Source organism: Verrucosispora sp. CNZ293 (genome assembly GCF_002754655.1).
On record NZ_PEFR01000001.1, the window covers coordinates 2876701 to 2901378 of the forward strand.

General features: G+C 70.1%; 22 protein-coding genes and 1 pseudogene. 8 read left to right on the forward strand and 15 right to left on the reverse strand.

The annotated features are described in order from the left end of the window. Nucleotide 1 precedes the first annotated feature (1 nt). The 3 genes from CLT74_RS13000 to CLT74_RS13010 all read right to left on the reverse strand — a co-directional run bounded on the left by CLT74_RS13000 (nt 2) and on the right by CLT74_RS13010 (nt 3082). A complete protein-coding gene (locus tag CLT74_RS13000) occupies nt 2-829 on the reverse strand; it encodes a carbohydrate ABC transporter permease (RefSeq protein ID WP_099846754.1) in 828 nt (275 codons plus the stop codon). Continuing rightward, nucleotides 829-1632 (reverse strand): carbohydrate ABC transporter permease, encoded by an 804-nt coding sequence (locus CLT74_RS13005; protein ID WP_486582291.1) that lies wholly within the window; start codon nt 1630-1632, stop codon nt 829-831. The genes CLT74_RS13000 and CLT74_RS13005 overlap by 1 nt, the downstream gene beginning before the upstream one ends. Before the next feature lie 181 nt (nt 1633-1813). Continuing rightward, nucleotides 1814-3082, reverse strand: a complete 1269-nt coding sequence (locus CLT74_RS13010) for an extracellular solute-binding protein (protein WP_099846756.1) — start codon at nt 3080-3082, stop codon at nt 1814-1816. A 142-nt stretch (nt 3083-3224) separates the two neighbouring features. On the opposite strand from CLT74_RS13010, the gene CLT74_RS13015 reads away from it, so the two are divergent. Continuing rightward, complete coding sequence (locus CLT74_RS13015) at nt 3225-3995, forward strand: FadR/GntR family transcriptional regulator (RefSeq protein WP_099846757.1); 771 nt, start codon at nt 3225-3227, stop codon at nt 3993-3995. A gap of 85 nt (nt 3996-4080) precedes the next feature. Here CLT74_RS13015 and CLT74_RS13020 read toward each other — a convergent pair whose 3' ends face one another. The 3 genes from CLT74_RS13020 to CLT74_RS13030 all read right to left on the reverse strand — a co-directional run bounded on the left by CLT74_RS13020 (nt 4081) and on the right by CLT74_RS13030 (nt 8007). Then, nucleotides 4081-5469, reverse strand: coding sequence for an RICIN domain-containing protein (locus tag CLT74_RS13020; protein WP_099846758.1), 1389 nt, complete (start codon nt 5467-5469; stop codon nt 4081-4083). Between the two features lie 365 nt (nt 5470-5834). Continuing rightward, nucleotides 5835-6938, reverse strand: coding sequence for a glycosyl hydrolase 53 family protein (locus CLT74_RS13025; RefSeq protein ID WP_099846759.1), 1104 nt, complete (start codon nt 6936-6938; stop codon nt 5835-5837). A 205-nt stretch (nt 6939-7143) separates the two neighbouring features. Next, nucleotides 7144-8007 carry an alpha/beta fold hydrolase gene (locus CLT74_RS13030; protein ID WP_099846760.1) on the reverse strand — a complete coding sequence of 288 codons (864 nt, stop codon included), beginning with the start codon at nt 8005-8007 and terminating at the stop codon, nt 7144-7146. 131 nt (nt 8008-8138) lie between these two features. On the opposite strand from CLT74_RS13030, the gene CLT74_RS13035 reads away from it, so the two are divergent. From CLT74_RS13035 to CLT74_RS13045, 3 genes are all read left to right on the forward strand, one after another. Continuing rightward, a complete protein-coding gene (locus tag CLT74_RS13035) occupies nt 8139-9365 on the forward strand; it encodes a S1 family peptidase (RefSeq protein ID WP_099846761.1) in 1227 nt (408 codons plus the stop codon). A 100-nt stretch (nt 9366-9465) separates the two neighbouring features. Then, nucleotides 9466-9900 (forward strand): SRPBCC family protein, encoded by a 435-nt coding sequence (locus tag CLT74_RS13040; RefSeq protein ID WP_099846762.1) that lies wholly within the window; start codon nt 9466-9468, stop codon nt 9898-9900. Continuing rightward, nucleotides 9897-10805: an SMP-30/gluconolactonase/LRE family protein gene (locus CLT74_RS13045; protein ID WP_199172177.1), complete on the forward strand. Its 909-nt coding sequence runs from the start codon at nt 9897-9899 to the stop codon at nt 10803-10805. The genes CLT74_RS13040 and CLT74_RS13045 overlap by 4 nt, the downstream gene beginning before the upstream one ends. A 45-nt stretch (nt 10806-10850) precedes the next feature. On the opposite strand, the gene CLT74_RS13050 is transcribed toward CLT74_RS13045, so the two are convergent. Genes CLT74_RS13050 through CLT74_RS13075 form a run of 6 tightly spaced genes read right to left on the reverse strand, consistent with a single transcriptional unit; the run spans nt 10851 to nt 17315 of the window. Beyond that, nucleotides 10851-11966: an endonuclease/exonuclease/phosphatase family protein gene (locus tag CLT74_RS13050; protein ID WP_158240247.1), complete on the reverse strand. Its 1116-nt coding sequence runs from the start codon at nt 11964-11966 to the stop codon at nt 10851-10853. After that, nucleotides 11963-13000: a glycosyltransferase family A protein gene (locus CLT74_RS13055; protein WP_099846765.1), complete on the reverse strand. Its 1038-nt coding sequence runs from the start codon at nt 12998-13000 to the stop codon at nt 11963-11965. Before CLT74_RS13055 ends, CLT74_RS13050 begins: the two co-directional genes overlap by 4 nt. Next, nucleotides 12997-14010 (reverse strand): glycosyltransferase family 2 protein, encoded by a 1014-nt coding sequence (locus CLT74_RS13060; protein WP_099846766.1) that lies wholly within the window; start codon nt 14008-14010, stop codon nt 12997-12999. The genes CLT74_RS13055 and CLT74_RS13060 overlap by 4 nt, the downstream gene beginning before the upstream one ends. Further along, on the reverse strand, nt 14010-14978 hold the full coding sequence (locus CLT74_RS13065; RefSeq protein WP_099846767.1) for a UbiA prenyltransferase family protein: 969 nt from the start codon (nt 14976-14978) through the stop codon (nt 14010-14012). Before CLT74_RS13065 ends, CLT74_RS13060 begins: the two co-directional genes overlap by 1 nt. A gap of 13 nt (nt 14979-14991) precedes the next feature. Further along, nucleotides 14992-16011: an NAD-dependent epimerase/dehydratase family protein gene (locus CLT74_RS13070; protein WP_099846768.1), complete on the reverse strand. Its 1020-nt coding sequence runs from the start codon at nt 16009-16011 to the stop codon at nt 14992-14994. Then, nucleotides 16005-17315: an aspartate aminotransferase family protein gene (locus tag CLT74_RS13075; RefSeq protein ID WP_486582726.1), complete on the reverse strand. Its 1311-nt coding sequence runs from the start codon at nt 17313-17315 to the stop codon at nt 16005-16007. The genes CLT74_RS13070 and CLT74_RS13075 overlap by 7 nt, the downstream gene beginning before the upstream one ends. 265 nt (nt 17316-17580) lie before the next feature. Here CLT74_RS13075 and CLT74_RS13080 point away from each other — a divergent pair, with 265 nt between their 5' ends. From CLT74_RS13080 to CLT74_RS13090, 3 genes are all read left to right on the forward strand, one after another. Further along, nucleotides 17581-18591: a glycosyltransferase family 2 protein gene (locus tag CLT74_RS13080; protein WP_099846770.1), complete on the forward strand. Its 1011-nt coding sequence runs from the start codon at nt 17581-17583 to the stop codon at nt 18589-18591. After that, on the forward strand, nt 18588-19304 hold the full coding sequence (locus CLT74_RS13085) for a polysaccharide deacetylase family protein (RefSeq protein WP_099846771.1): 717 nt from the start codon (nt 18588-18590) through the stop codon (nt 19302-19304). Before CLT74_RS13080 ends, CLT74_RS13085 begins: the two co-directional genes overlap by 4 nt. Before the next feature lie 87 nt (nt 19305-19391). After that, entirely contained in the window at nt 19392-20198 is an 807-nt protein-coding gene (locus CLT74_RS13090) for an AfsR/SARP family transcriptional regulator (protein ID WP_099846772.1), read from the forward strand. Nucleotides 20199-20248: 50 nt separating this feature from the next. Here the strand turns inward: CLT74_RS13090 and CLT74_RS13095 are convergent, their stop codons facing one another. The 3 genes and pseudogenes from CLT74_RS13095 to CLT74_RS13105 all read right to left on the reverse strand — a co-directional run bounded on the left by CLT74_RS13095 (nt 20249) and on the right by CLT74_RS13105 (nt 24220). Further along, nucleotides 20249-20878, reverse strand: coding sequence for a class I SAM-dependent methyltransferase (locus CLT74_RS13095; RefSeq protein WP_099846773.1), 630 nt, complete (start codon nt 20876-20878; stop codon nt 20249-20251). A gap of 32 nt (nt 20879-20910) precedes the next feature. Further along, nucleotides 20911-22904 (reverse strand): annotated as a pseudogene (locus tag CLT74_RS13100) (glycosyltransferase); the annotation flags it as partial. A 2-nt stretch (nt 22905-22906) separates the two neighbouring features. After that, complete coding sequence (locus CLT74_RS13105; protein WP_099846774.1) at nt 22907-24220, reverse strand: glycosyltransferase 87 family protein; 1314 nt, start codon at nt 24218-24220, stop codon at nt 22907-22909. Between the two features lie 175 nt (nt 24221-24395). On the opposite strand from CLT74_RS13105, the gene CLT74_RS13110 reads away from it, so the two are divergent. Then, the gene (locus CLT74_RS13110; RefSeq protein ID WP_099851935.1) at nt 24396-24605 is read left to right on the forward strand and encodes a DUF3072 domain-containing protein; all 210 of its coding nucleotides are present in this window, start codon (nt 24396-24398) and stop codon (nt 24603-24605) included. The last annotated feature ends 73 nt before the right edge of the window (nt 24606-24678 follow it).

Consider the following 24678-nt stretch of genomic DNA (forward strand, 5'->3'; position numbering starts at 1 on the left):
TTCAGCCCTTCGTGGAGCCGGCGGCGACGCCGTCGGCGATCTGGCGCTGGAGGAAGAGGTAGACCACCAGGACCGGTATTGCGGCGATCAGCACCCCAGAGGCGAAGGTCGGGATGTCGTCGGAGTACTGCCCGCGCAGCGAGGTCACGCCGACCATGAGCGTGCGATGATCGGCCGACGGCATCATCACCAGCGACATCAGCACGTCGTTCCAGCAGAACAGCGCGTTGAGGATGCCGACAGACAGCAGGGCCGGGGTGCCCAACGGCAGCATGATCCGGCGGTACACGCCGTACACACTGTTGCCGTCGATCCGGGCCGCGTCGATGACCTCCCGCGGGATGGTCTTGTAGTAACTCGTCATCAGGAAGACGGTGAAGGGCAGAAACTGGGCCACGAAAACCAGGATCAGACCGGGGTACGTGTCGATGAGGGCGGTGTCGGCCATGATCCGGGCGAGCGGCACCATGATCACCTGGAACGGTACGAAGAGCCCGGCGAGGCAGCCCAGGAAGAGCGCCGAGGAACCACGGAAGCGCAGCTGGCTCAGGGCGAAGCCGGCCATCGACCCGAGCAACAGCAGCAGGACGACCGACGACGTCACCACGATCAGGGAGTTGACGAAGTACCGGTCCATGCCCACGCTGTTCCAGGCCGTGCTGATGTTGTCCCAGCGCAGGGCGTCGGTCAGGGAGAACCGGTCGAGGATGTAGTCGCGGCGGGTCTTCATCGCCACGTTGGCGGTGAACAGCAGCGGGTAGATCGTCGCCAGCGCGAGCAGCGACATCGGGATGGCCAGCAGCCACCGGCTCAGCCGTACGCGGTACATCAGTCCTCCCCTCCCGCCCGCCGGAGCAGCTTCACCTGGAGCAGCCCCACGACGAGCATGATCACGAAGAGCACCGTCGACGCGGCCGAGGCGAGGGCGGGCCTGTTCATCTGGCCCTGCTGGATCCAGATGTAGTACTCCGGAAGGTATGTGGACCCCTCCGGTCCGCCGCTGGTCATCACGTAGAGCAGGCCGAACATCGAGGTCAGCATCCCGACCATGGTGGTCACGGCGACGAAGGCGATGGTGCGGGACAGGCCGGGAATGATCACGTGTCGGATGACCTGGGGCAGCGACGCGCCGTCCACCCGGGCCGCGTCCAGCAGTGCCGCGTCCAGGGTGGCGAATCCGGCCAGGAACACCACGAGCGCCATGCCGAAGGTCGCCCAGATGTGTACGGCGACCACCACGAACATCGCGACGCCGGGTTTCCCGAGCCAGTCGATCGGGCTGATGCCGGCCGCCTCCAGCCCGGCGTTCACCGGGCCGTCGAAGGCGAGCAGCAGATTGAAGATCGCCCCGACGATGACCGGTGAGAGCACCGCCGGGAAGAAGTAGACGCTGCGGTAGAAGCGATGTCCGGGCACCCGCAGGTAGATGAAGGTCGCGAGCAGCCCGGGAATCGCCACCGCGACCGGAAGCAGCAGCACCAGCAGCCCGACGTTGCTCAGTGCGGTCCGGAACAGCGGGTCGTCGAGGAGTTCGAGGTAGTTGTCGAGACCGACGGTCGTACCGTTGCGCTCTCCGTCCCCGGTGAAGGAGAAGTTGACGCCGAGCAGCAACGGGTACAGCCGCAGCACCACGATGATCAGGATCGCGGGTGCGACCAGGACGTAGGGGGCGAAGCGCTCGGCGCGCGAGCCGCGGCGGACGGGCCGTGACCCGCTACCACGGCGGCGGCCCGCAGACCCGGCCGGCGCCCCGTCGGTCCGTCCGGCGGAAACCGGACGGACCGACGGCTGTGCGTTTCCGATCGGCACGAAGTCAGCCCGCCTGGTCGGAAGCGCCCAGCTGCTTCACCGCCTCGTCGACGCTGATCGAGCCGCTGAGCAGCTGCTGGGCGATTCGTCCCATCAGATCCAGGGTCTTCGAGGAGAGCGCCACGTGCAGCGCGGGCTTGCCGTCCTTGAGCTGGGAGACGATCGTGGCGGCGGCCGGGCCGGCCTGTGACACGTCGATCGTGGTGTCCGACGCGATCGCGCCGGCGTCGGCGTAGAAGGCGTTGAGCGCATCGGCTGAGGTCAGCGATCGCACCAGGTCGGCGGCGACCTTGGGATCCTTGGTCCACTTCGCCACCGCGTAGCCGATGCCGCCGTCGTAGGCCAGACTCGGCGTGGTGCCGGCGGTGACGACCGGAGCGCTCATCACACCGAGCTTGTCGGGCGTGAGGAACTCGTTGAAGTCCTTCCAGTGCCCCACGTCGGACATCAGGCCGATGACGTGCGCGGCCTTGGCGGACTGGAAGAGCGCGAAGGCGTCGTTGAACATCGCTGTCGAGTTGGCCCCCTCGTTGTTCAGCCCGGCGTCGCCGGCCTCCTTCCAGAGCTGGAAGATCCGCTTCACGTTCGGCGAGTTCCAGTCGCGCTTGCCCGCGATCCAGTCGTCGTACTCCTGGGCGGTGAGAATGGCGGAGCCCAGGGCCGACATCCAGAACTGGATTCCGGCGCCCTCCTTGTTACCGAGGGCGAAGCACTTGGCCCCCGCCTTGGCGATGGCGGCGCAGTCGGCGAGGAACTTGTCCCAGGTCGTGGCGGGGCTCGCCGGATCGAGTCCGGCCTTCTCGTACAGCGCCTTGTTGTAGTAGATGGGGTGGCCCTGCAACGTCACCGGGCCGGCGTAGGTCTTGCCGTCCTTGGCGAAGGCGTCCCAACCGGCGAGCCGCTGCTTGTCCTCGGCCACGTACTCGTCGAGCGGCACCAGCGCGTCGACCCGGTCGCGGATCTGGCCGCCGCCGTTGAACAGCATCACGTCCGGGCCCTTGCCGGACTGGATGGCCGCGCCGAGCAGAGTGTAGTACTGGTCGAACGGCTGCGCGACGAACTCCAGCGTCACGTCCGGGTGCTTCTTGGCGAAGTCGGCCTTGGCCTTCTCGATGTATGGTCCGGCGGACGGCTCACCGGACTTCCAGTCCCACACCACCAGCTTGTCAGTCGAGCCGCCGGAGGAAGAGGAGCCGGTGTCGCTGGCACTACCACAGCCTGCCGTCGCCAGTCCCACAACGAGGACGGCCGACCACAATGCTCGTTGTTTCATAGTTGTTCACCTCTGAGGGGAGTGGCTGACGGCCTGCCGCAGCCAACGTGATCAAGAACGTAACTCGTATGACGTCTGACGTCAACACTCGGTCGTACACTGACCTGTACGTCGTGGCACGACGAGCCAATCGGAGGGGGACATGACGCCATCGCAGGAGACGGCCCTGGACAAGCTGGCCGCCCCGGCCTGGCCGCGCCGCCCCACAAACCTCGCCACGGCCGTCACCGCCGAGCTGGTGGAGCGCATCGTCCGGGGGGTGCACCCGTCCGGCACGGCGTTGCCCCCCGAACCGGTCCTGTGCGAGACCTTCTCGGTCAGCCGGACGGTGGTCCGGGAAGCGGTGAAGATCCTCCAGGAAAAAGGGCTGGTACAGGTCCGCCAGGGAGCCGGCACCATGGTGACCCCGCAGTCGATGTGGGACATGCTCGACGAACTCGTCCTCGGGGCCACCATCGCCGAGGACGACAGCCTCGCCATCCTCGACGACGTGGTGGTGACCCGGCGGCTGCTGGAGTCCGACATGGCGCACGTCGCCGCCCGGGTCGCCGATGAGCAGACCGTGGACCGTCTGCGCGCCCTTGTCGATCGGATGGACGAGCTCGTCGGCGACACCGTGGCCTACCACGAACTCGACCGCGCCTTCCACGACACCGTCATGCAGGCGTCCGGAAACCGCATCGCTCGTGGTGTCGTGCAGGCGCTGGAGAGTCAGGTCGTGAACACGGCGCGGTACACCGGCCGCACCGAGCGGTCGCTCTGCGTCGCCTCCAACCGTGGACACCGACGCGTCTACGAGATGATCGCCGCCCACGACCCGGAGGGGGCCGCAGAGGCGATGCACACCCACATCACCGAGGCCTGGCTGGTGCGGCGCAGCGGCCCGGGCAAGCCGGACCGCCTGCAGCGCTGACCCGAGCGCGGAGAGGCCGACGGGCCCGACCCCCTGGCTCCCACTGCCGCCAGGGGACCGGGACCCGCCGCTGCGCTCGGCCCGGTCAGGAGAACTGGGCGAAGAAGCGCCAGATCTCACCCTTGGTCCAGGTGGTAATGCCACTCTCGGCGTACGTCCCGTCCACCGGGCCCGGCATGTGCCCGTTGTCGAAGGCCGCCCACTGCACCGGGTATCCGGCCCGGCAACCGGAGTAGGCAGTGGTGATGTGCGTACGGCTGCCCGCACCGGGCTCGGGCGGGTTCTGCGCGTTGCAGCCGTTGTTCCGGACGAAGGTGTCGCGCAGCCCTCGACCCTGGCCGATGCTGAGGACGTTGTCCGAGATGCCGTGCAACCCGAAGTACGCGATCGGCTGCGTACCGCCGCTGCAACCGCTGATCTGCGCGCCCGCGATCACGGCGACCGCCCGGAAGACAGTGGCCCGCGCGCACGCGAGGGCGTAGCTCATGCCGCCGCCCCAGCTGAAGCCGAGGGCGAAGCGTTGCCTCGGGTTGACGCACAGGTCGCTCTCGATCCGACGGATCATGTCGTCGACGAATGTGACGTCCTCGCCGCCGGCGTTGCCCCAGCCGTTGCCGAGACCCTGCGGCGCGACCAGGATGGCGCTGTTGTTCGACTGCTCCTGCTGGCCGTAGTAGGACCAGGCGCTCCCGCTGGTGCCGCCGGAGGAGATCTCCTGCATGGTGCCGCCGCGCCAGTGGAACGCGAAGATCAGCCGGTAGGGATTGTTGTTGTTGTAGTTCGCCGGCATCCGCAGGATGAACTGGCGGCTCTTGCCGTTGCTCTGGATGGTGTGCGTACCGCTGTTGAGCGTCGGGGCCTTGCCGCACCCGCTGCCACCGGTCGGTGGCGGGTCACCGCCGCCGTCGACCCGGGCGAGCTGCCACTGCTGGTTGGTGCCGTTCCAGTCGGCGTACTGCACGATGTTCGCGCCGTCCGCAGTGGAAGCGCCCTGCACCTCGACGACCTTGCCGCTGTGCCGGCTGATCAGCCGCACGTGGCCACCGTCCGAGTCGGCCAACCGGAACTGCTGGTTGGTGCCGTTGTGGTCGGACCACTGGACGATCGCCGCGCCGTCGGCGGTCGAGAAGTTGTGCACGTCGAGGACCTTGCCCGAGTGCCGGGACTTCAGCCGGTAGTAGCCGCCGCCGGAGTCCACGAACTGCCACTGCTGGTTCCCGCCGTTGTTGCGGGTCCACTGGCTGATCCGCGCGCCGTCGTTGGTGGCCAGGCCGTACACGTCGAGCGCCTTGCCGCTGTTGCGGTTGACCAGGACGTACCAGGCGTTGGTGTCCACTGTCGCCGCCGCTGCCGGCGCCGCGTTCACCACCACGAGCGCGCTCGCCGCCAGCACCGCGGCGGCCGCCGCGGCCAGCCCCGACCGCCAACCGCGTCTCGGTGGAGAGGCGGGACGAGCCTCACCGATGGACTTCATGGTCCACTCCTTCGATCGGGGTCACCCACGCGCAGCGCGTGGATGCCCTGCGTATGTGCCGGCGTCAGGTGGTGGCGTCGGCACTGTGGTGTGGTGCGGAGAGATCCGGTCCCCGGAGCCGCCGGACAGCAGGTCGACGAGCCCACGGTCGAGACTGGCCGGCGCGGGACCACGGCGGTGAATTGGGCTCCCGGCAGCCACAAGACCCGCTCGTGACAGCGAAGTTAGCGTTAACGACGTCATACGTCAAACGACAGAGGTCTATCGGTTCCCGACCCCACGAAGGTCCGGGCACGGACCGGCCAGGCCCTGGAACCCACACCCGCCCACCGGGCCCGGTGGCGACTCCCGGGCCCGGAACTCGGTCACGGAGTCCAGTACAGGTGCGGGTTGACCCGCCCGGACCAGTCGAAGACGGCCATGTTGTCCCAGCCGTTACCGGTTCCGTTGATGTCCGCCGGATCCCAACCGTTGCCGGGTACGGCGTGCCAGGTCGGTTCCCAGTAGAAGACGCCTACCGCGCCGGCGTTGCGCGCGGTGTTCTGCACCCAGCTGAACTGCTGCGCCTGCCCGGACCAGGTGGCCGGGATGTTGTCGCAGCGCGCGGTACCGGAGATCACGTTCGGCTGGTGGTCGGCGTCGGCGGTGGTGAACGGGTACGCCGTCTCGGCGATCACCACCGGCCGGCCGTAGCGGGACCGCACGTCGGCGACCACGTTGTACAGGTTGGCAAGCGACCCGTGCCACATGCAGTAATAGGACAACGCGGTGACGTCCCAGGTGACGCCCTGCGCCCTGATCCCGTCGTAGAACCAGCGGGCGTTGGCGTTGCTGTCCGCGTTGGCCGTGTGGATCCACACCTGGGTACCACCGTGGCACGCCTTGGTGGCCCGGTACCCCTGCTTGAGCAGGCTCGCCAACGGGGCGAAGTCGTTGTTGACCACCTGCCCGGCGGGCCACAGCATGCCCACGTTGATCTCGTTGCCGATCTGCACCGCGTCCGGCGTGGTGCCCTGCGCCTTCAGCGCGGTGCACACGTCGTACGTGTAGTTGAAGACGTCGGCCTGCAACTGGCTCAGCGAGTGGTTGGCCCAGGCCGCCGGCGGGTACTGCTTGCCCGGATCGGCCCAGGTGTCCGAGTAGTGGAAGTCGAGAAGCAGCTTGAAGCCCTTGGCCTTGATCACCCTGGCCTGCTGAAGCACCTTGGCCTTGTTGTTGTAGCCGCTGGCCGGGTTGTTCCAGATGCGCAGCCGCAGGTAGTTGACGCCCTTCGCGGCGAGGATGTCGTAGGGGTCGGCCGGCGCGCCGGAGGCGTTGTAGTAGCGGGCACCGAGGTCGAGGCTGCGTTGCAGCGAGGAGACGTCCGCGCCGCGCATGCTGAGGGTGTTTGCCGCCTGCGCGGGTGCGATCAGGGCCAGCGGGGCGGCGAGGACTGCCACCCCCACGAGGACCCGGAGGGACGGTTTCATGGCGCTCCTTCACATCCAGGGATGCGGGTGCCCGATGGGTCTCGGGCACGTCCGACGGGACTGCCGGACGGTCTCGGCACCAGGTGAGGTGGTGATGTCGATCGATGGCTCAAGCGTGACAGTCAGAGTGACCCATGCCGGTGCTCCCGCACCAGCCCCGATCGGGTGCCGCGCCGAGGACCGGACGCGAGGTGGCCGTGAGCGGTCAGGCGAGAAAGCGGCACAGCGCGGCGGTCAGGTCGTCGGGGTTCTCCTCGGCGACGTGGTGGCCGGACTCGATCGGGTGGCCGCGCAGATCGTCGGTCCAGGGACGCCACACGGCGAGTGGATCGCCGTACAGATCCTCCAGGTCGTCGCGGGTCGACCAGAGCAGCAGGGTCGGGCAGCGCACGGTACGACCGGCCCGCCGGTCGGCCTCCTCGTGCACCCGGTCGACACCGAGGCCGGCGCGGTAGTCCTCCAGCATCGCCCGCACGGTCGCCGGATCGTGGATGGCCTGCCGGAACTCCCGGTGGTTCTCGACTCCCATGCGGTCCGGCCGCGCCTTGTCGCCGTACCAGGCGTCGGGATCGGCACCGATGGCCCGCTCCGGCTTGTCCGGCTGGGCGAAGAAGAACCAGTGGTACCAGTTCCGGGCGAAGGTCGCGTCGCACCTGGCGAGGGCTTCGCTGATGGGCACCCCGTCGATGACCACCAGCCGACTGACGGTGTCGGGATGGTCCAGCGCCAGGCGTAACGCCACGTAGCAGCCACGGTCGTGGCCGACCGCGGCGAACGTCGCGTGACCCAGTGCCTGCATGAGCCGGACCATGTCCGCGGCCACCACGCGTTTGGACTGCTGGGAGTGGTCCGGCAGAATCCGCGCCTTGCCGGACTGTCCGTAGCCACGCATGTCGGGGCAGACCACCGTGAACCCGCGATCCACCAGCCGGGGAGCGACCCGGTGCCAGGTCGATCCGGTACGCGGATGCCCGTGCACGAGCAGGACGGCCGGCCCGCGCCCGGCGTGCCGGACGCGGAGATCCACCTCCCCCACGTCGATCCGCTCATCGGTGAATCCGTCGAACATGCCCGACAGGTACCCCGGATCGGCACCGCGTCAACGGACCGTCTTTACATCGATGGTCTTGCATGTAATGAGCGCCTTCCGGTATGAAGACTTAGGAATCGTTCAGGTTCCGCTTCCTGGGAGGAGCCACGATGAAACATGCCCTGCGTCGCCTACGCACGGTGGCCGTCACTCTCGCCGCCTGCACACTCGGGCTGAACCTGCTGTCGGCACCCGCCGAGGCGTACCCGGTACAGCCGATCGCACCACTCTCCGACCGGGCACCCGAGTCGGACCAGTTCTCGGCCGAGGGTGTGACGACCGTCGGCGAGCTGCGCACCGTCGACGGCTCGTTGTCGTACGCCCGCGACGGCCGGACCCAGATCATCCGGCACCCCGGCGCCACGTACGTCAAGGTGCACTTCAGCTCGCTGCGGCTGGCCCCCGGCGAGTACGTCACCGTGTCCAGCCCGGACGGCCGGGAGAGCTACCGCTACGACCGCCACCTGAACCGGGCGACCGGCGCGGACTACACCACCGACGGGCGCCCCGGCTTCTGGGCGATGTCGGTGGAGGGTGACACGGCTGTGGTGACGCTGCACAGCAACCGCTCCTCCCGAGGCAGCGCCGCGACCATCGACAGGTTCTGGCGCGGCTACGACCGCACGGAGATCACCCAGCACAACTTCTCCACGCAGTCGGTCTGCAGCACCGACGCCCGCCGCGACGTGGTCTGCTACCAGAGCAGCCACCCCACCGAGTACGCCCGCGGCAACGCCGTGGCACGGCTGCTGATCAGCGGCGGCGGCATGTGCACCACCTGGCGGGTCGGCAACACCAACCGCATGTTGACGAACAAACACTGCTTCTCGACGCAGGCCGCGGTCAGCGGCAGCGAGATGCAGTTCAACTACCAGTGCGCCACCTGCGGCGGGGCGAACCCCGGGGCCGGCACCAAGGTGAGTGGCGCCACGCTCTACCGGGTGAGCAGTGGCGGCTCCAGCCAGCTCGACTACGCCCTGTTCTCGGTGAACAACTTCGCCGCCATCCAGGGATTCGGCACGCTCTACCTGGCGACGTCCGCCACCACCACCGGGACGCAGATGTACATCCCGGGACACGGCGACGGCAGCCCGAAGCGTTTGTCGATCTTCGAGAACACCCAGAACGGCGCGCGCTGCACCGTACGGAACGCCAACTACAACACCTGGAACATCAGCTACAGCTGCGACACCTCCGGCGGGAACTCCGGCTCGCCGGTGCTCAACAGCAGCCACCGGGTGATCGCCCTGCACCACCTCGGCGGATGTCCGTCCAACCAGGGCGCGAAAGCACATCTCATCTACAACGAGATCGCGAGCCTCATCGACAACGGCTGACCACGGCGGTGGCGACCCGGGCGGAGCACATCCCTCGGGTCGCCACCGCCGCCACGACCCTGGTGGGTGCCGCGCCGCACTCCGCCGTACCATCCGGTACATGACGATTGCCGTCGAACAGCACGTGGACGCCGAACCCGCCGCCGTGTGGCGCACGGTGAGCGACGTCGACAGCTGGGCCGAGCTACTGCCCACCATCGAAGAGATCAGACGAATCGACGACGCCGGTCCGGTCACGGTCGGTAGCCGCTTCCGGATCCGTCAGCCAGGGCTGGCAGCCGCGACGTACGAGGTCACCGACTGGCGACCCGGGGCCGGCTTCACCTGGGTGGCCCGTACGGCGGGGGTCCGCACCACGGCGCGCCACGAGGTGCGGCCGGACGGCTCCGCCACCCGGCTGCGGCTGAGCATCGACTGGGACGGCCCCGCTGCCCGGCTGGTCCGGCTGCTCTACGGCAAGCGGACCCGGCGGCTCCTCGACCAGGAGGCAACGGCCTTCGCGAGGCTCGCCGCGCGCGACGAGGGGGACCGATGACGGCTGTGGAGCGGATACCCACCCGGTGGGACGTGCTGGACGAGCGGTTCCAGGCGGTCAGCGGCGACCATGTGGTGCAGCGACTGTTCGACGGCGGGCGCTGGCTGGAGGGGCCGGCGTACTCCGCCGCATGGCGCTGCCTGCTGTTCAGCGACATTCCGAACGACCGGGTGGTGCGGTGGGACGAGGTCACCGGCCGGTGCGACGTCTTCCAGACGCCCGCCGGTTACCCGAACGGCCGCACCGTCGACCGCCTCGGCCGCGTCGTGACGTGCGAGCACGGCAATCGTCGGGTCACCCGGACCGAGCCCGACGGGTCGCTGACCGTGGTGGCGGACCGTTGGCAGGGCAAGCGGTTCAACAGTCCGAACGACGTGGTCGAGACCAGCGACGGCTCGGTGTGGTTCACCGACCCGAGCTACGGCATCGACAGTGACTACGAGGGACAACGGGCGGATCCGGAACTGGACGGCTGCCACGTCTACCGCTGCTCCCCGGACGGCCGGGTGGAACGGGTCGCCGACGACTTCCTGCGACCCAACGGCCTCGCCTTCTCGGCGGACGAGCGCCGTCTGTTCATCGTCGACACCCGTCGTCGTCATCTCCGCCACTTCGACGTCGGACCGGACTGGGCGCTACGTGACCGTGGCGTGCTCGCCGACTGCGACGCCGGGTCGTTCGACGGGATCCGACTCGACCGGGAGGGCCGGCTGTGGGTCGCCGCCCACGACGGCATCCACTGCTTCGACCAGGCGGGCACGCTGCTCGGCAAGCTCCGACTGCCGGAGATCTGCTCGAACCTGACCTTCGGTGGCCGCAAGCGCAACGTGCTGTTCGTGACCGCCACGACCTCGGTCTACTCGCTCGCGCTGAACGTCACGGGCGCGGGCGCCACGGCCGGATAGACAGGCCGTCCCCGCCACTGCGGGTGCCGGTCCCTGCCCGGCCGGTCAGCGGTCGGACAGGGACACCACAAGTTCCTGCGGACGGTGGTCGGACACGCCGTGCCCGGTGTCGAAACGGTAGGAGTGCACCCGCACGCCAGGTGAGACGAACGCCCAGTCCAGCCGCCACCACTGCGGCCAGCCGGGACTGTCGGCCCAGCTCGCCGGGTACAGCGACGGCATCGCGTAGCTGGCGTCCCGCAGGCCCTCGGGCAGCTTGCGCCGGTCCCCCATGGCGGGGCTGGTGTTCAGGTCACCGGCGAGCAGCACCGGGTGCGGGTTGGCTGTCACGTCCGCGGCCAGGGCACGCCACTGCGGCTCGCGCTGCGCGTGCTGCTCCCGCAGCACCCGGTAGAAGTCCCTGTCGAACAGGCCGTGGTCGGGTGAGAGCTGCACCGGCAGATGCAGGTTGTACATCGACAGCACCCGACCACCGCCGACGTCCAGATCGGTACGCAGGGTCTTGTACCGCCACTGGTCACCGGCCTCGGCGACCGCCGGTGGCAGGCCGTCCGCCGCCAACGGCGTCTGCCGGAGCACCGGCAGCCGCGAGACGGTTACCAGTTCACCGACGGCCACCACGTGAAAGCCCGGGAACTCGGCCCGCAGCCGGTCCAGTGCCGCCTCCGTCGGCCCGGCGGTCCGCGCGTACCAGTACTCCTGCAACAGGTAGACGTCTGCGTCGGCGTCCCGTAGCACCCGGTACAGCGCCTCGGTCTGCCCGCCCTCGTCCCAGTAGTCGGTGTTCCACACGAAGACGCGTACCGCGTCGGCCGGTGCGGCGCCGTCACCGCCGTGCCAGCGATGGATGTTGACGCCGGACTGACCCGCGCCGAGCAGCAGCGCGGCGGCGGCGAGCAGCGCCACCGTCCGCCACCGCCGACGCAGCACCGCCGCGCCGACGCCCAGGGTCACCGGTACGACGACGAAGGCCAGCGGTGGCACGGCATCCACCGCGAGCCACAGCCACCACCGCCCGCTGACCGCCAGGTGCACGGCGGTGAACGCGAGCCAGAGCGCCGCCGCGGTGACCAGCAGTGCCGCCGGCAGGCGCCGGGGCGCCGCGCGGGTGGGCGCGTCCGGTTCGGTGCCGGTCGCGGCCACCGGCGCGGCGGTCGTCACGCCGACTCCCACCGGGGGGTGCTGTCCATCGGGAACGAGGCGTCGTACAGCTGCCGGAAGGGCCGCGACAGCAACCACTGCGCCGCGCCGCTCGCCACTCCGGCGGTGATCGTGACGTTGACCAGGAAGTGCAGCGCGGCGAAGCCGAGCAGGGCGAGCAGCCCACGACGGCGCAGCACGAAGCGGTACATCCCGGCGTCACAGGCCAGCGACGTGACGAGCAGGCCGGCCGGGACCACGGCGCCCCAGGGGCCCAGCACCAGCGGTACGGCCAGCGCGGGCAGCGAGGCGAAGGCGGCGAGGCTGCCCCAGGCCCGGGAGGCGGTCTCGAAGCCCTTGCCGAACCGCCGGGCCCGGGCGTACAGCGGGATGCGCAGCCGCCCCCGGTGGAACAGCTTGCGGAGCAGCCCGACCAGTTCGTGGTCGTGGTCGTGCCGGCCGCGCACGTCGGAAGTGAGCAGCATCCGGTGTCGACGGGTCAACCGGTAGCCGTAGTCGACCTCCTCGGTCTGCCGCAGGGCCGGGTTGAACGGCCCGACCTCGTCGTAGACGCTGCGACGGATGACGCACATCGCGGGGAAGAGGAAGGACACGTCGCCTTCCGAGCTGACCGACCAGTAGTGGTACTGCAGGCCCCGGTAGCGCGAGACCACCGTGTCGTGGAGCAACGGTTCGGCGTCCTGGATGCCGCAGACCGCGCCGATCGTCGAGTCCTCGGTCAGGATCCGCACCGCGGTGGCCACCGCGTCCGGCGCCAGGGCCAGGTCGGAGTCGACGTAGCAGATCAGGTCGCCCCGGGTGTGCGCGGCGCCCACGTTGCGGGCGGTACCGCAGCCACCGTTGACGCCGGTGCTCACCACGTTGACCCCGAGGGCGGCGGCCACCGCGACGGACTGGTCGGTGCTGCAGTCGTCGACCATCAGCAGTTCGATGTTCGGGTAGGTCTGGTCGAGGATGGACCGCAGGCACAGGTCCAGCGACTCGGCGTAGTTGTAGTTCGGCACGATTATCGAGACCAGCGGACGCTCGTTCATCGGGTGGCGACCTCCGGACGGTCGTAGAGCCGGCGGAACCGGGCCGAGGTCAACCAGGCGGCCACGCCGCACGCCGCGGCGACGGCGATGACCAGGTTCAGGAAGAAGTGCATCGCGATGAAGTAGACCAGAAAGAGGGCCCCGCGTTCGGCCCGCACGAACCGGTACATCGGTAGGTCACCGACGACGAACGCGACGAGCGCGGCGACCGGCACCAGCAGCAGGGCCGGACCGAACAGCAGCGGCAGCACGGCGGTGAGCACCGCCAGCGGGGCGGCGATGCTCACCCAGGCGCGGGGACCGCTGCGCAGCCCGCCGGGAAACTCCGGCTTGCGGGCGTACAGCGGGATGTGCAGCGCGGTGCGGGTGAACACCTTGCGCACCAGCACGCCGAGTTCGTGGTCGTGGTCGTGCACGCCGCGTACCCGTGGCGAGAGCAGGATCCGGTAGCGCTGGGCGAGCCGCATCCCGTAGTCCGCGTTCTCGGTCTCCCGCAGCCCCGGGTTGAACGGGCCCACCTCGGCGAAGACCCGTGCCGGAATGGCCAGCAGCGCGGTGTAGAGCGTCATGATCTGGCCCTCGTCGGCGATCAACCAGTAGGACTGTTGCAGGCAGCGGTACTCCTCCAGCAGGCTGTCCCGGATCAACGGCACCGGGTCGTAGTTGCCGCAGACCGCCCCGATCGTCGGGTCGGCGCCGAGCAGTTCGACGGCGTTGGCCACCGCGTCGGGCCGGGCGGCCACGTCCGAGTCGATGAAGAACAGGATCTCCCCCGTCGCGACCGCCGCGCCGAGGTTGCGCGCCGCCGCCGGCCCACCGTTGTACGGGGTACGCGTCACCCGCGCCCCGTGCGCCTCGGCTACCGCTACCGAATCGTCGGTGCTGCAGTCGTCCACCACGATGATCTCCAGGTGGGGATAGGTCTGTGCGCGCAGCGAGTCCAGGCAGAGGTGCAGCGCGCGGGCGTAGTTGTAGTTCGGCACGATGACCGACACCAGGGGTTGCTTCATCAACTGTCCGTCCAGGTCAGCAGGTCGGGGTAACGGGCGATGATCTGGGCCAGGGCGAGCGTGGCGCCGGCCAGCGCGGCGCACACGACGATGGTCCGGTCCCGGAGCAGGATCCGGATCGGGTCGCCACCGCCGCGCAGCACCAGGACCGCCTGGAGATAACGGAACGCGGCGAGCAGGCCCAGCGGTACGACGATGGCCAGCGCGACCGGCGGGTAGGCGTCGACCGGCGCGTCGAGGTGCAGGTACAACAGGAAGGTGGTGCCGGCGAGCGAGGCGGTGAGGCCGAGCAGGTGGTCGGCGAGCAGCAGGTTGTATCCGTCAAGCGCGGGCCGGTGGGGTGTCCCCAGGGCAGCCAGTTCGTGCCGCCGCTTGCCGAGGATGAGCACCAGGCACCCGGTGAACACGGCGGTCAGCAGCAGGCTGGAGACCTCCGCGCCGGTCGCCGCGTACCCCTGCGACACCCGCAGCACGAAGCCGGCGGAGACCACGCAGACGTCCAGCAGCGGCACGTGCTTGAGCCACCTGCTGTAGGCGATGCTCAACGCCAGGTAGGTGAGCAGCGGCCACCAGCTCATGGCCGGACCGCTGGCGGTCAGCCCGACCAGGGCGGCACCCAGCACGGCCGCGTACGCCCAGGCCACCGGGACCGGGACGTGGCCGGCGGCGACCGGACGGTTCCGCTTGACCGGGTGGTCCCGGTCCCGGTGCCGGTCGGCGATGTCGTTGACCACGTAGACCACCGAGGAGGCCACGGTGAACGCCATGACCGCCCACAGGCAGCGCCACAGCGTCGCGACCGTCCACACCGGGGTGTCGGCCAGCGCGAGCGGCACCGCGAGCAGGTTCTTCACGGCGTGACCGGGCCGGGCCAGGGCCACCAGATGTCGCAGCGGCGCGGGCAGGCGGGTGGTGCGCCGGGTGACCACCGGGGCGACCGGCTCCACCACGGTTTCGACGGACGTCATCGCGGGGCCCCTGTCAGAAGAAGATCTTGGCGGCGGACAGGGCACCCTGCCGCCAGGGGTCGCGGCTGGTCCGCCCCTGGCGGGCTGGCCGGGCCCGGTGCTGTTCGGCGCGCCACCACTCGTACGTGCGCAGGATGGCGTCCTGGTTGGACAGCTTGGGTTGGAAGCCCAGTAGACGTCGGGCCTTCTCCGTGCTCACGTACGAGTCGGCCATCAGTTTGTGCAGCAGCCGGCCGTAGACCGGGGACAGTCTGCTGCGTTCGAGCAGGCTGAGGGCGGCCAGCGCGGGCCGGGCGGGCAGGGAGACCACCCGCCGGCCGTGACCGGCGGCGTCCAGGACGGCCTGGAAGTCCTCGCGGAGGGTGCCGAAGCGGTCGGCACCGAGGTTGTAGGTGTCGTTGGCGACCTCGTCGGGCGCGTTGAGGACGGTGACCACCGCGTCGACCAGGTCGTCGACGGCGAACATCTGGATCCGGACGTCGCCGCGGCCCAGCACCGGGAAGTTGCGCCCCTCCTCGGCCCATTCGAAGAGCATCGCGAACAGACCCATCCGGCCGGGGCCGAGGAAGGTCTTGGGCCGCAGCACCGCCACCGGCAGCCCGCCGGCGCGGTGTTCCTCGGCGATCTCCTCCGCCGCCGCCTTGGCCGCGCTGTAGGTGTCCACCGGGGTGCGGGGGTGTTCCTCGGGGGTGGGCACCTGCTTGGGCAGCCCGTACACGGCCGTGGACGACACGTGCAGCACCCGCGCGACGCGGGCCCGCCGCGCGGCGGAGAACACGCTGCGCGTGCCGTCGACGATCACCGACCGGATCTGGTCGGGCGGGTAGCTGGGCAGCGCTGCCGCACAGTGGATGACCACGCGGCTGTCGGTGAACGCGCGGTCCAACAGCCGCGCGTCGCGGATGTCACCGACGTCGGTGACGGTGGCCTCGTCCCGGATGTCCACCCCGCGTACCTGGTGGCCGTCGGCGGTGAGCCGCTCGACCAGGCGGGACCCGAGCATGCCGGCGGCGCCGGTAACCGTGATCACCACAGCGAGCCCATTTTCTGCGCGACGAAACGGGAGACCAGCCGGGTCAGCCCCTGGTCGAGCACCTCGGCGAGGGCGTCGACGCCGCGTTGCGCGTCGGCGGGGTCCGTGACCAGGGACGGCCCGATGATCAGCGGGTTGCGGCCGTTGAGGGCGTAGTAGGTGAAGATGTCGTGGTCGCGGTAGAGGGCGTTGACCACGGCGGAGTTCACCAGCTTCGCCTTGAACCGGGGATCCCGGGCCACCCCGCCCGGGGCCAGTCGGGACACCAGGTCAAGTACCTTCGGGCCGCCCTCGATCTGGACCCCCCAGAGCGCCCCGGCGCCGGCCACCCGGCCGACGGCGTCCGGGTACTCCTTCGCCAGCCGGTTCAACGCCGGTTCGAGGACGCGTTCCAGCTCGCGGGCGCGCGCCGGGTAGTCGTCCTCCACCACCACGTTTATCGCCTCGATGGCGGTGACGCACTCCTCCCCCATCCCGTAGTACGTGGTGCTGGTGCTCTGGAGCAGGGCGTCGGTCAGATTGTCGTACGCCCTGCGAAACACCGGCTTCCGGGCGACGAAGGCCGAAATGGACGACTTGCCGCCACCGAAGGATTTACTCGTGGTCAGCACGTCCGGTATCAGGCCCGGGTGGCGCATGAAGTAGAAGAGGCTGCCCGTCTTGCCCCAACCGGTGTAGATCTCATCGAAGATCAACACGATGTCGTGCTGGTCACACAGTTCTCGCACCCCGCGCAGGAAAGATTCGTCACACCACTGAATGGTGGAGGCGCTGAACGGCTCGACGATGAGCGCATAGACATCGTCCGGATTGTCGTCAATGGCCGACCGGACGGAATTTAGATCGCCGTAGGCGAAAGGGACGATTCCCGGAATCGTCGGAAAGTTGAAGTGCGGTTGTCCGGTGAGTCCGCCCGAAGCGAGCAGCTTTCCGTGGAAACCGCAGTCCGCTCGCAGGATGGTCCCGCGCCGACCACCGTGGTATTTGTAGGCGAGCTTCACCGCACCCTCCACCGCCTCCGCCCCCGAGTTGGGCAGGAAGGACATGGAGAGGTCGCCGGGCAGCAGCTGCGCGAGGTTGTGGCCGAGCGCCGCAAGATAGGGTGAAAAGTACGTCTTGTGGACCTCCATCCGCTGCCGCTCGGCGAACCGGCGGCGGGCCTCGATGATCCGTGGATGGTTGTGGCCGTGGTTGAGCACCCCCACCCCGCCGGTCAGATCGAGGATCCGGCGACCGTCACGTAATGTCAGGTAGGCGCCCTCGGCCCGGTCGACCAATTCTCGGCCGAACCCGAACGAAGTCATCAGATTGACCTGGCTTGCGTTCACGTACCGCCGATAGAGGTCGTGCACCTCCCGAATGGTGAGACGTTCGCATTCCTGGACGCTGACCAGATTGGGCATGTCGGGACGCTATCCATTGCCCCGAGATCTTTCCTGGACCGATGCTGGATGCAACCTTGACTACGCAAGGCAACCCTTGCGGCAGGACGGGACGGTCGATAACTTGGTCGCTGCACAGAGAATTTTCTTCGTCAATTTCCTTGGTGCATTGCCCTACGTCCCGAAGGTGTTGAACATGCCGCCGACGGTCTCGGTGATCATCCCCACCCACAACAGCTCGAAGACCCTGGGTGCCTGTCTCGAGGCGATTCGTCGGCAACGCCATCCGGTGACCGAGGTGATCGTCGTCGACGACGCCAGTACCGACGACACCAGGGCGATCGCCCGACGCTTCCCGTGCCGGCTGCTGGTCACCGACCGCAACGGCGGGCCGGCCGCCGCCCGCAACCGCGGCATCCAGGCCAGCACCGGCGAGCTGCTGTTCTTCCTGGACTCCGACTGCGCTCCCGAGCCGGACGCGCTGGCCAACGCCCTCACCATCCTGCGCGAGCAGCCGGACGTCGCCTGCGTGCACGGCATCTACGCGCTCGAACCCCTTATCGACGACGGCCCCGTCGAGGCGTACCGGCTGCTGCACGGGCACCACTGGCGGCTGCGTCACGTCGGTCGGGTACGCACGACTCTCTTCGCGATCTGCCTCATCCGGCGCGAGGTGTTCACAAGCGTCGGCATGTTCGACGAAAATCTGCGCGCTTCCGAGGACGTCGAGTTGGGCGACCGGATGGGCGACCGGTACGGCATCGTCCTCACCGACACGGTCGTCTGCCGCCACGACGACGACAGCCGGCTCGGCGCGTTGCTGCGCAAGCAGTTCCGCCGGTCGCAGCTGCTGATCCCGGTGGCCCTGGCCGAACGCGGCCCGGCCGGCATCCGGGCGAACAGCCCGGTCGGCCTGCTCACCGCCACCCTGGTGCCGGCCTCGGCGCTGCTGGCCCCGCTCACCGGCGGCTGGCCGCTGGCGACCCTGCTGTGTTTCGCGCTGTTCACCGTCGCCGAGCCGAGCCTGCTGCGCTTCGTCCTGCGCCAGCGGGGGCCCGCCTTCACCGTCTTCTTCTTCGCGGTCCACCTGACGGTCCAACTGGCGGTCGTCACCGGCGCGGTGGTGGGCGGGTTGCGTCACCTCACCGACCGCGACTTCGGGCCGACCCGGGTGACCGCCGCGAAAACGTCCCGATGAACGCCGGCCGCGGACCGGTCACCCGGCTCCCCTCCCACCTCTGCGCGCAGGCACTGCACTACCTGCTGTTCGCCTACCGGGGCGGCCAACTGCTTCGCCGCCGTCCGACACTCGGCGGCCACCGCTGGCCGGCGTTCGGCAACCCCGGCGACGGCATCGCGCTGACCATCGACGACGGCCCGCACCCGACGTGGACCCCGCCGATGCTCGACCTGCTCGACGCCCACGGCGTACGGGCCACGTTCTTCCTCATCGGCGACCGGGTACGCGAGCACCCCGAGCTGGCCCGGCGGGTGCTGGCCGCCGGTCACCTGATCGGCAACCACTCCATGACGCACCCCCAACCGTTCGCCGCCCTGCCCCGCCCGATGCTGCGGGCGGAGATCGACCGGACCCAGCGGGAGATCGAGGACGCCACCGGGATCACCCCCCGGCTGTTCCGCGCCCCCGGCGGCAACTGGTCACCCGCCGTCCTCCGGACCACAGTCGACAGTGGCCTCACCCCTGTCGACTGGACGGTCAACCCCAGCGACTGGCGCAGTCCGGGCGTCGAACGGATCACCCGGACCCTGTCCCGGACCCGTCCCGGGCAGATCATCCTCTGCCACGACGGCGGCGGCGACCGGTCACAAACCCTCGCCGCCCTGACCGCTGTCATCCCGAGGCTGATCGGCCGAGGGCTCCGCTTCGTCACCGTCGCGGAGGACCGGTAGGTGGGGAATGCCCGAGCCGTCGACACCGCACAAAGCGCCGGAGCCGGGTCGTGACACCCGGCTCGATTGGGTGGGGGAGAAACTCTGATGTCGCACGATGACCTGTCCATACTGCTGCTCGGCCCGATCCAGGCCCGTCGGGCGGACACCCGCCTGTATCTGGGCACCCCACGACAACGCGAGGTCCTGGCGGTGCTGGCGATGCGCAGCGGCATGGTGCTGTCCGTGGCCCAGATCGTCGACGCCATCTGGGTGGGCCGCCGACCCGACTCGGTGGAGAACATGGTGCACACCTACATCGGCCGGCTACGCCGGGTGCTGGAACCGCCGGGCCGTCGCCCGGCACTCGCCCGGGTGCTGCGCTCCACCCGTCCCGGGTACACCCTGGACGTACCGTCGGACGCGGTGGACATCGTCCGGTTCGAACGGGACGTCCGGGGGGCTCGGGCGGCCCGCTCCCGGGCCGAGCTGTCCCAGGCGCTCTACCTCTTCCAACGTGGCCTGGCGCACTGGTCCGGTCAGGCCCTGCACGAGGCGACCGGCCCGCTGGCCGAGGCCGAACGGATCCGGTTGACCGAGCTGCGGCAAGACGTGCTGGAAGAGGTGACCGGCCTGCGACTGCTCCTGGGTGACGTGGAGGACGTGGTGGCCGAGTTGCGCTGGATGCTTGTCGAGCATCCGATGCGGGAACGGCTCTGGGAGCTGCTGCTCGTCGCGCTCGGGCAGACCTCCCGACGCGCCGAGGCGCTCACCGCCTTCCAGGACGCCCGGGCCACCCTCGCCGACCGGCTCGGCGTGGAGCCGGGGCACCGGCTCCAGGATCTGCACCGCCGGCTGCTGCGCAGCGAACCCGTGACGGTACGCCCGTGGTGGGAGCGGCGGGTCCCGGTCTGACCGGCGCGCCGCGCGGCGGCAGGGTTCCGGGCTTCGACGCGGCGGCTGGGTCAGGGCTTCGGTGCGGCGGCGGGGGTGAGGACGAAGAAGGCCCCCGCCGCGCCGCCGTCGGAGTCCGTGGGCAACCGGGTGGCCACGTCGAGCGGGCACTCGCGGATCACCTCCACGAACTGCTGCGAGCGCTGCACGTCGTAGATCTGCACGAGGATCCGACCCCGGTCGGTGAGCAGCCCGGGCAGCCGGCGTAGCAGTAGCGTCGCCTCCGGCACGGACAGGTAGTAGATGACCTCCCGCAGCAGGATCGCGTCGAACCGCCGCGTGGTGTCGTACGTCCGGATGTCGGCCACCTCGAACGAGGCGTGCGGCCGATCGAGTGACCGGGCCGCCTCGATCGCCCGCCGGCTGATGTCCACCCCGTGGTAGTGCCGGTGCCGGCCCTCGGCCAGCGGCAGGTTGGCACTGGTACCGCAGCCCAGGTCCAGGATCGTCGGGTTCGGCGCCCAGGTCTCGATGAGCGACAGCGGCACCTCACCACCACCTGTTTCGTCCAGGTAGCCCCAGAAGCCCAGCGCGTACTGGGTGTCCCAGAGCGCGGCGGTCAGCCGGGGGCTGCGCCGCACCAGCGCCCGTACCGGCGCGCCGACCAGTCGTGCCATCGTCCGCAGTGGCGCCTTACCCATGATCTCCTCCGACGGGTCGAACGGGACGGTGGTCAGCCGACGGGCGCGACCCGCTGGACCGGGTCGCGGCGGCGCCGGTGCATGTACTGGGCCATCAGCAGCCCTCCCCCACCGACCGCCACCTCACTGAGCGCGCAGACCAGCCGACTGACCAGCACCACAGGCGTGGCCACAGCGACCGGCAGCACGGTGACCAGCCCGAGCATGAGCACCGCCTCGCGCACCCCGAGGCCGTCCGGGGCGATCATCACCGACAGGCCGGCGACCGTCGCCGCGGCGAACCCGGCGACGCAGATCAGGTACGACCGGCCCGGTGGCGCTCCGGCGACCACCGCGAGCAGCCACAGGTGGTGCCCGGAGACCAGCCAGGACAGCGACTGCGCGGTGACCGCCCGCCGGATTCCGGTGGGTGACGCGGTGACCTGCGGTGGCGGTCGCCGCAGCAGCCGGGCTGCCGCCGCCAGTCCCCGGTTCAGCAGGTCCGGACGGGCCACCAGCACCACAAGCGGCACGGTGGCGACCAGCAGCCACCCGGTGGCCCCGGACAGCAACGCCGGCCCGGCCGCGAGCGCGACGGTCATCCCGGTCATCGCCACCACCGCCCAGCTGAGCAGGAAGACCCCGGCCAGCCGGACCGGACCCACCTCGATCTCCTTGCCCATCCGCAGCAGCACCGGCAGGGCGACGAAGCGGCCCGGTACGAACTTGGCCAGGAAACCCACGAAGAACAGCCGGTACGCGGTCCACTTGTCGACAGCCGCGCCGAGGTCGACGAAGAGCGCCCGCCAGGAGGCGAGCCCCAGCAGCAGCCCGACCGCGTTGATCAGCAGGGCTGCGGCGAGCGCCGCGGTCACCCGCAGCGGGTCCAGTTGGCCGGCCAGGGTGGCCACCGGGGTCCAGTCCTGGGCCCGCACGAACAGCACCAGCCCGACCGTCAGGGCCACCACGAACGCGGCGGTGAACACGTGGTTGGCCAGCCGCCACCAGCGGCCGTTCACCGGCGGGACACCAGGCTCGCCGGGCGGGACCGGTCGGCGCGGAGCCGGCGCAGCAGCGCGGCGCACACCCCCAGCCCCATCCCGACGAACTCGGTCAGGTGGGTCATCGACCGCAGCCAGGTGGCGTAGAGCAGGAACCCCGGGCCCCGGTGGCGCAGAGCGAACGCCAGCAGCTCGCGGTCGGCCACCACGGCAGCGGTGAGCAGCGCCGCCGGCAGCAACCCCAGCCAGGGTGACACGACAACAAGTGGCAGGCCGGCCACGGCCAGCCCGGTCGCCCCCATCCCGACCACGGACCCGACGTCGACCGGGTGCGGCAGCCGCTCCTCGGCGTCGGTCCCGACGACCGGCCGCTGCCAGCGGGCCGCCACGACCGCGTCGGCGTACGTCACCGCCCGGCGGAACAGCTCTGACAGGTACGGCCACAGCCGGTCCACGTCGTCGTGCCGGCCGACGATCTGGTCACTGACCCGGATCTCGTACCGCCGGGGCAGCCGGGTGCCGAACTCCACGTCCTCGGCGTCCCGCAGCCGTTCGTCGAAGCCGCCCACCAGGTCGAACACGGCTTTCGGCACGGCCGTGAGGGCGAACATGGTGCTCGTGGTCACCCCGGTCGCCCGACGCCGCCAGTAGTGCTCGAACAACGTCTTGTACGCCTCGACCGGCCCGTCGTCGTAGAGCGGGCGCAGGTCGTAGATGCCCTGCACCACGCCACAGACGGGGTGGCTCTCCAGGGCGCGTACCGCGGCGGCCAACGCGCCGGGGGCCAACGCGATGTCCGAGTCGACGAAGAACAACACGTCACCGGTGGCCCGGGCGGCGCCGGCGTTCCGGGCCGCCGACACGCCCCGGTTGGCCGGGAAGGCGACCACGGTGCAGGGGAACCCGGCCGCGATCCGCAGCGACCGGTCGGTGCTCGCGTCGTCCACGACGATCACCTCGGCCGGCGGCGGCGTCTGCGCGTACACGGCCGACAGGCAGTCGTGCAGCGTCCGTTCCTTGTTGAAGTTGGGTACGACCACCGAGACCCTCACCGGATCCCGCCCTCGATGCTGTCGGCGCGGCTCACGGTGGCACCGTCCCTTCCGTCCGGATGCGCGGCGGGGATGGCGACCGGCCGGGGCCGGACCGGCGCCACGGCGGCCGGCGCTCCGCCCGGCCGCCGGGCCAGCCAGCCCAGCGCGGCCACCCCGACCAGCACGTACATGTTCGTGTGCAGCAACTCCCAGCCCTGGAAGTGCAGGTCCGTGCCGCGCAGACCGATGACTGTCCACCCGGCGCTGGCCACGTACCCGGCCCAGAGCGCCACGCCGAGCGGCACCGCGAGCCGGTGCCCGGCCCGGCGTCCGCGCACCACCAGCAGCACCAGCGCGGGCACGCACCACACCCAGTGGTGGTGCCAGGAGACCGGCGACACGAGCAGACCCGTGGTGGCGCAGGCGATCACACCGAGCAGTGGCTCGCCGGCACGGGCGCAGCGCGCCGCGATCACCAGCCCGGTCACCGCTGTCAACGCCGCCACCGGCAGCCAGACGGCCCGTACGTCGGCGGTGTCGGCCAGCCGGGCCAGCGCGCCGTGCAGCGACTGGTTCAGCACGGTGCGGGGATCCCCGGTGACCCGGGCGGTGTCCAGCAGGCCACCGCCCCAGAACCGGGCCGAGTCCGCCGGCCGCCAGGCGAAGCCGAGCCCGACGGTGGCGCCGAACCCGGCCAGCGCCACACCTGCGGCCCGCCACCGACCGGTGCACACCAGGTACGCCACGAAGATGAGCGGGGTCAGCTTCACCCCGGCGGCGACGCCGACACCGAGACCGTGCCAGCGTCGACCGGGGCCGTGCCGCAGGTCCAGCAGCACGATCAGCATCAGGAACAGCCCCACCTGGCCGACCTGGAGGTGACCGGCCACCGGGAACACCGGCAGCATCGCGACAGTTCCGGTCAGCACGGCGCCGGCGGAGACGGCCACACCTGCGGCGCGCAGCGCCACTGCGACCACTGCCGACAGCGCGACGACCGAGGCCAGCAGCCACAGCCCGACGCCGACGGTGAGGTCGACGTGGGCGAGTGGTTGCAGCAGGAGAGCCGCGAACGGTGGGTAGGTGAAGCCCAGCACGATGCCGTCGGTGCCCTGGTGGACGACCTCGTAGAGGTGCCCGTCGCCGCGCGCCGCCGCAGCGGCGCCCGCCTGGTAGACCGCGAAGTCACCCCAGAACATGCCGGTCGTCCGGTGCACGGCGGCGGCCGCGCCGGCCAGCAGCAACGGCAGCAGCACCAGGGCTGTTCGGCGTGGTGCCAGCCACCGCCGGACGCCCGGTCGGAGGGCTGGTGCCGGAGAAAGGGCCATCACCGGTCTCCCCCTTCAGGCGTCGGCGCAGGAACGGTAGCAATCGATCTATCAACGGATCCTGTAACCGATCTGGATTACCGAGGGTCCACCGCCGGCGGCCCACGACCGCCGCGAGGAATGGGTGGCCGCCGACCCGGGTATGGCACACCTGTTCGAATGGAAGGAGAGGGAGATGACCGAGCAGCGTGATCCGCAGGCCGCGGTGAAGGACCCGGACGAGTGGGTGACCGGCGACGAGCCGACGACGGCGGCGCAGGATTCTTACCTGCGGACCCTGGCCCGCGAGGCGGGCGAGACCGTGCCGGACGGCATCACCAAGGCCGAGGCGGCGAAGTTGATCGACCAGTTGCAGCAACGGACCGGGCGGGGTGATCAGGGCTGATCCCCTGAGGCCACCTTCATCTTATCTATCGGTCAAGTCGTGCGAATCACCCTGGATGCCGATTTTATGGGTC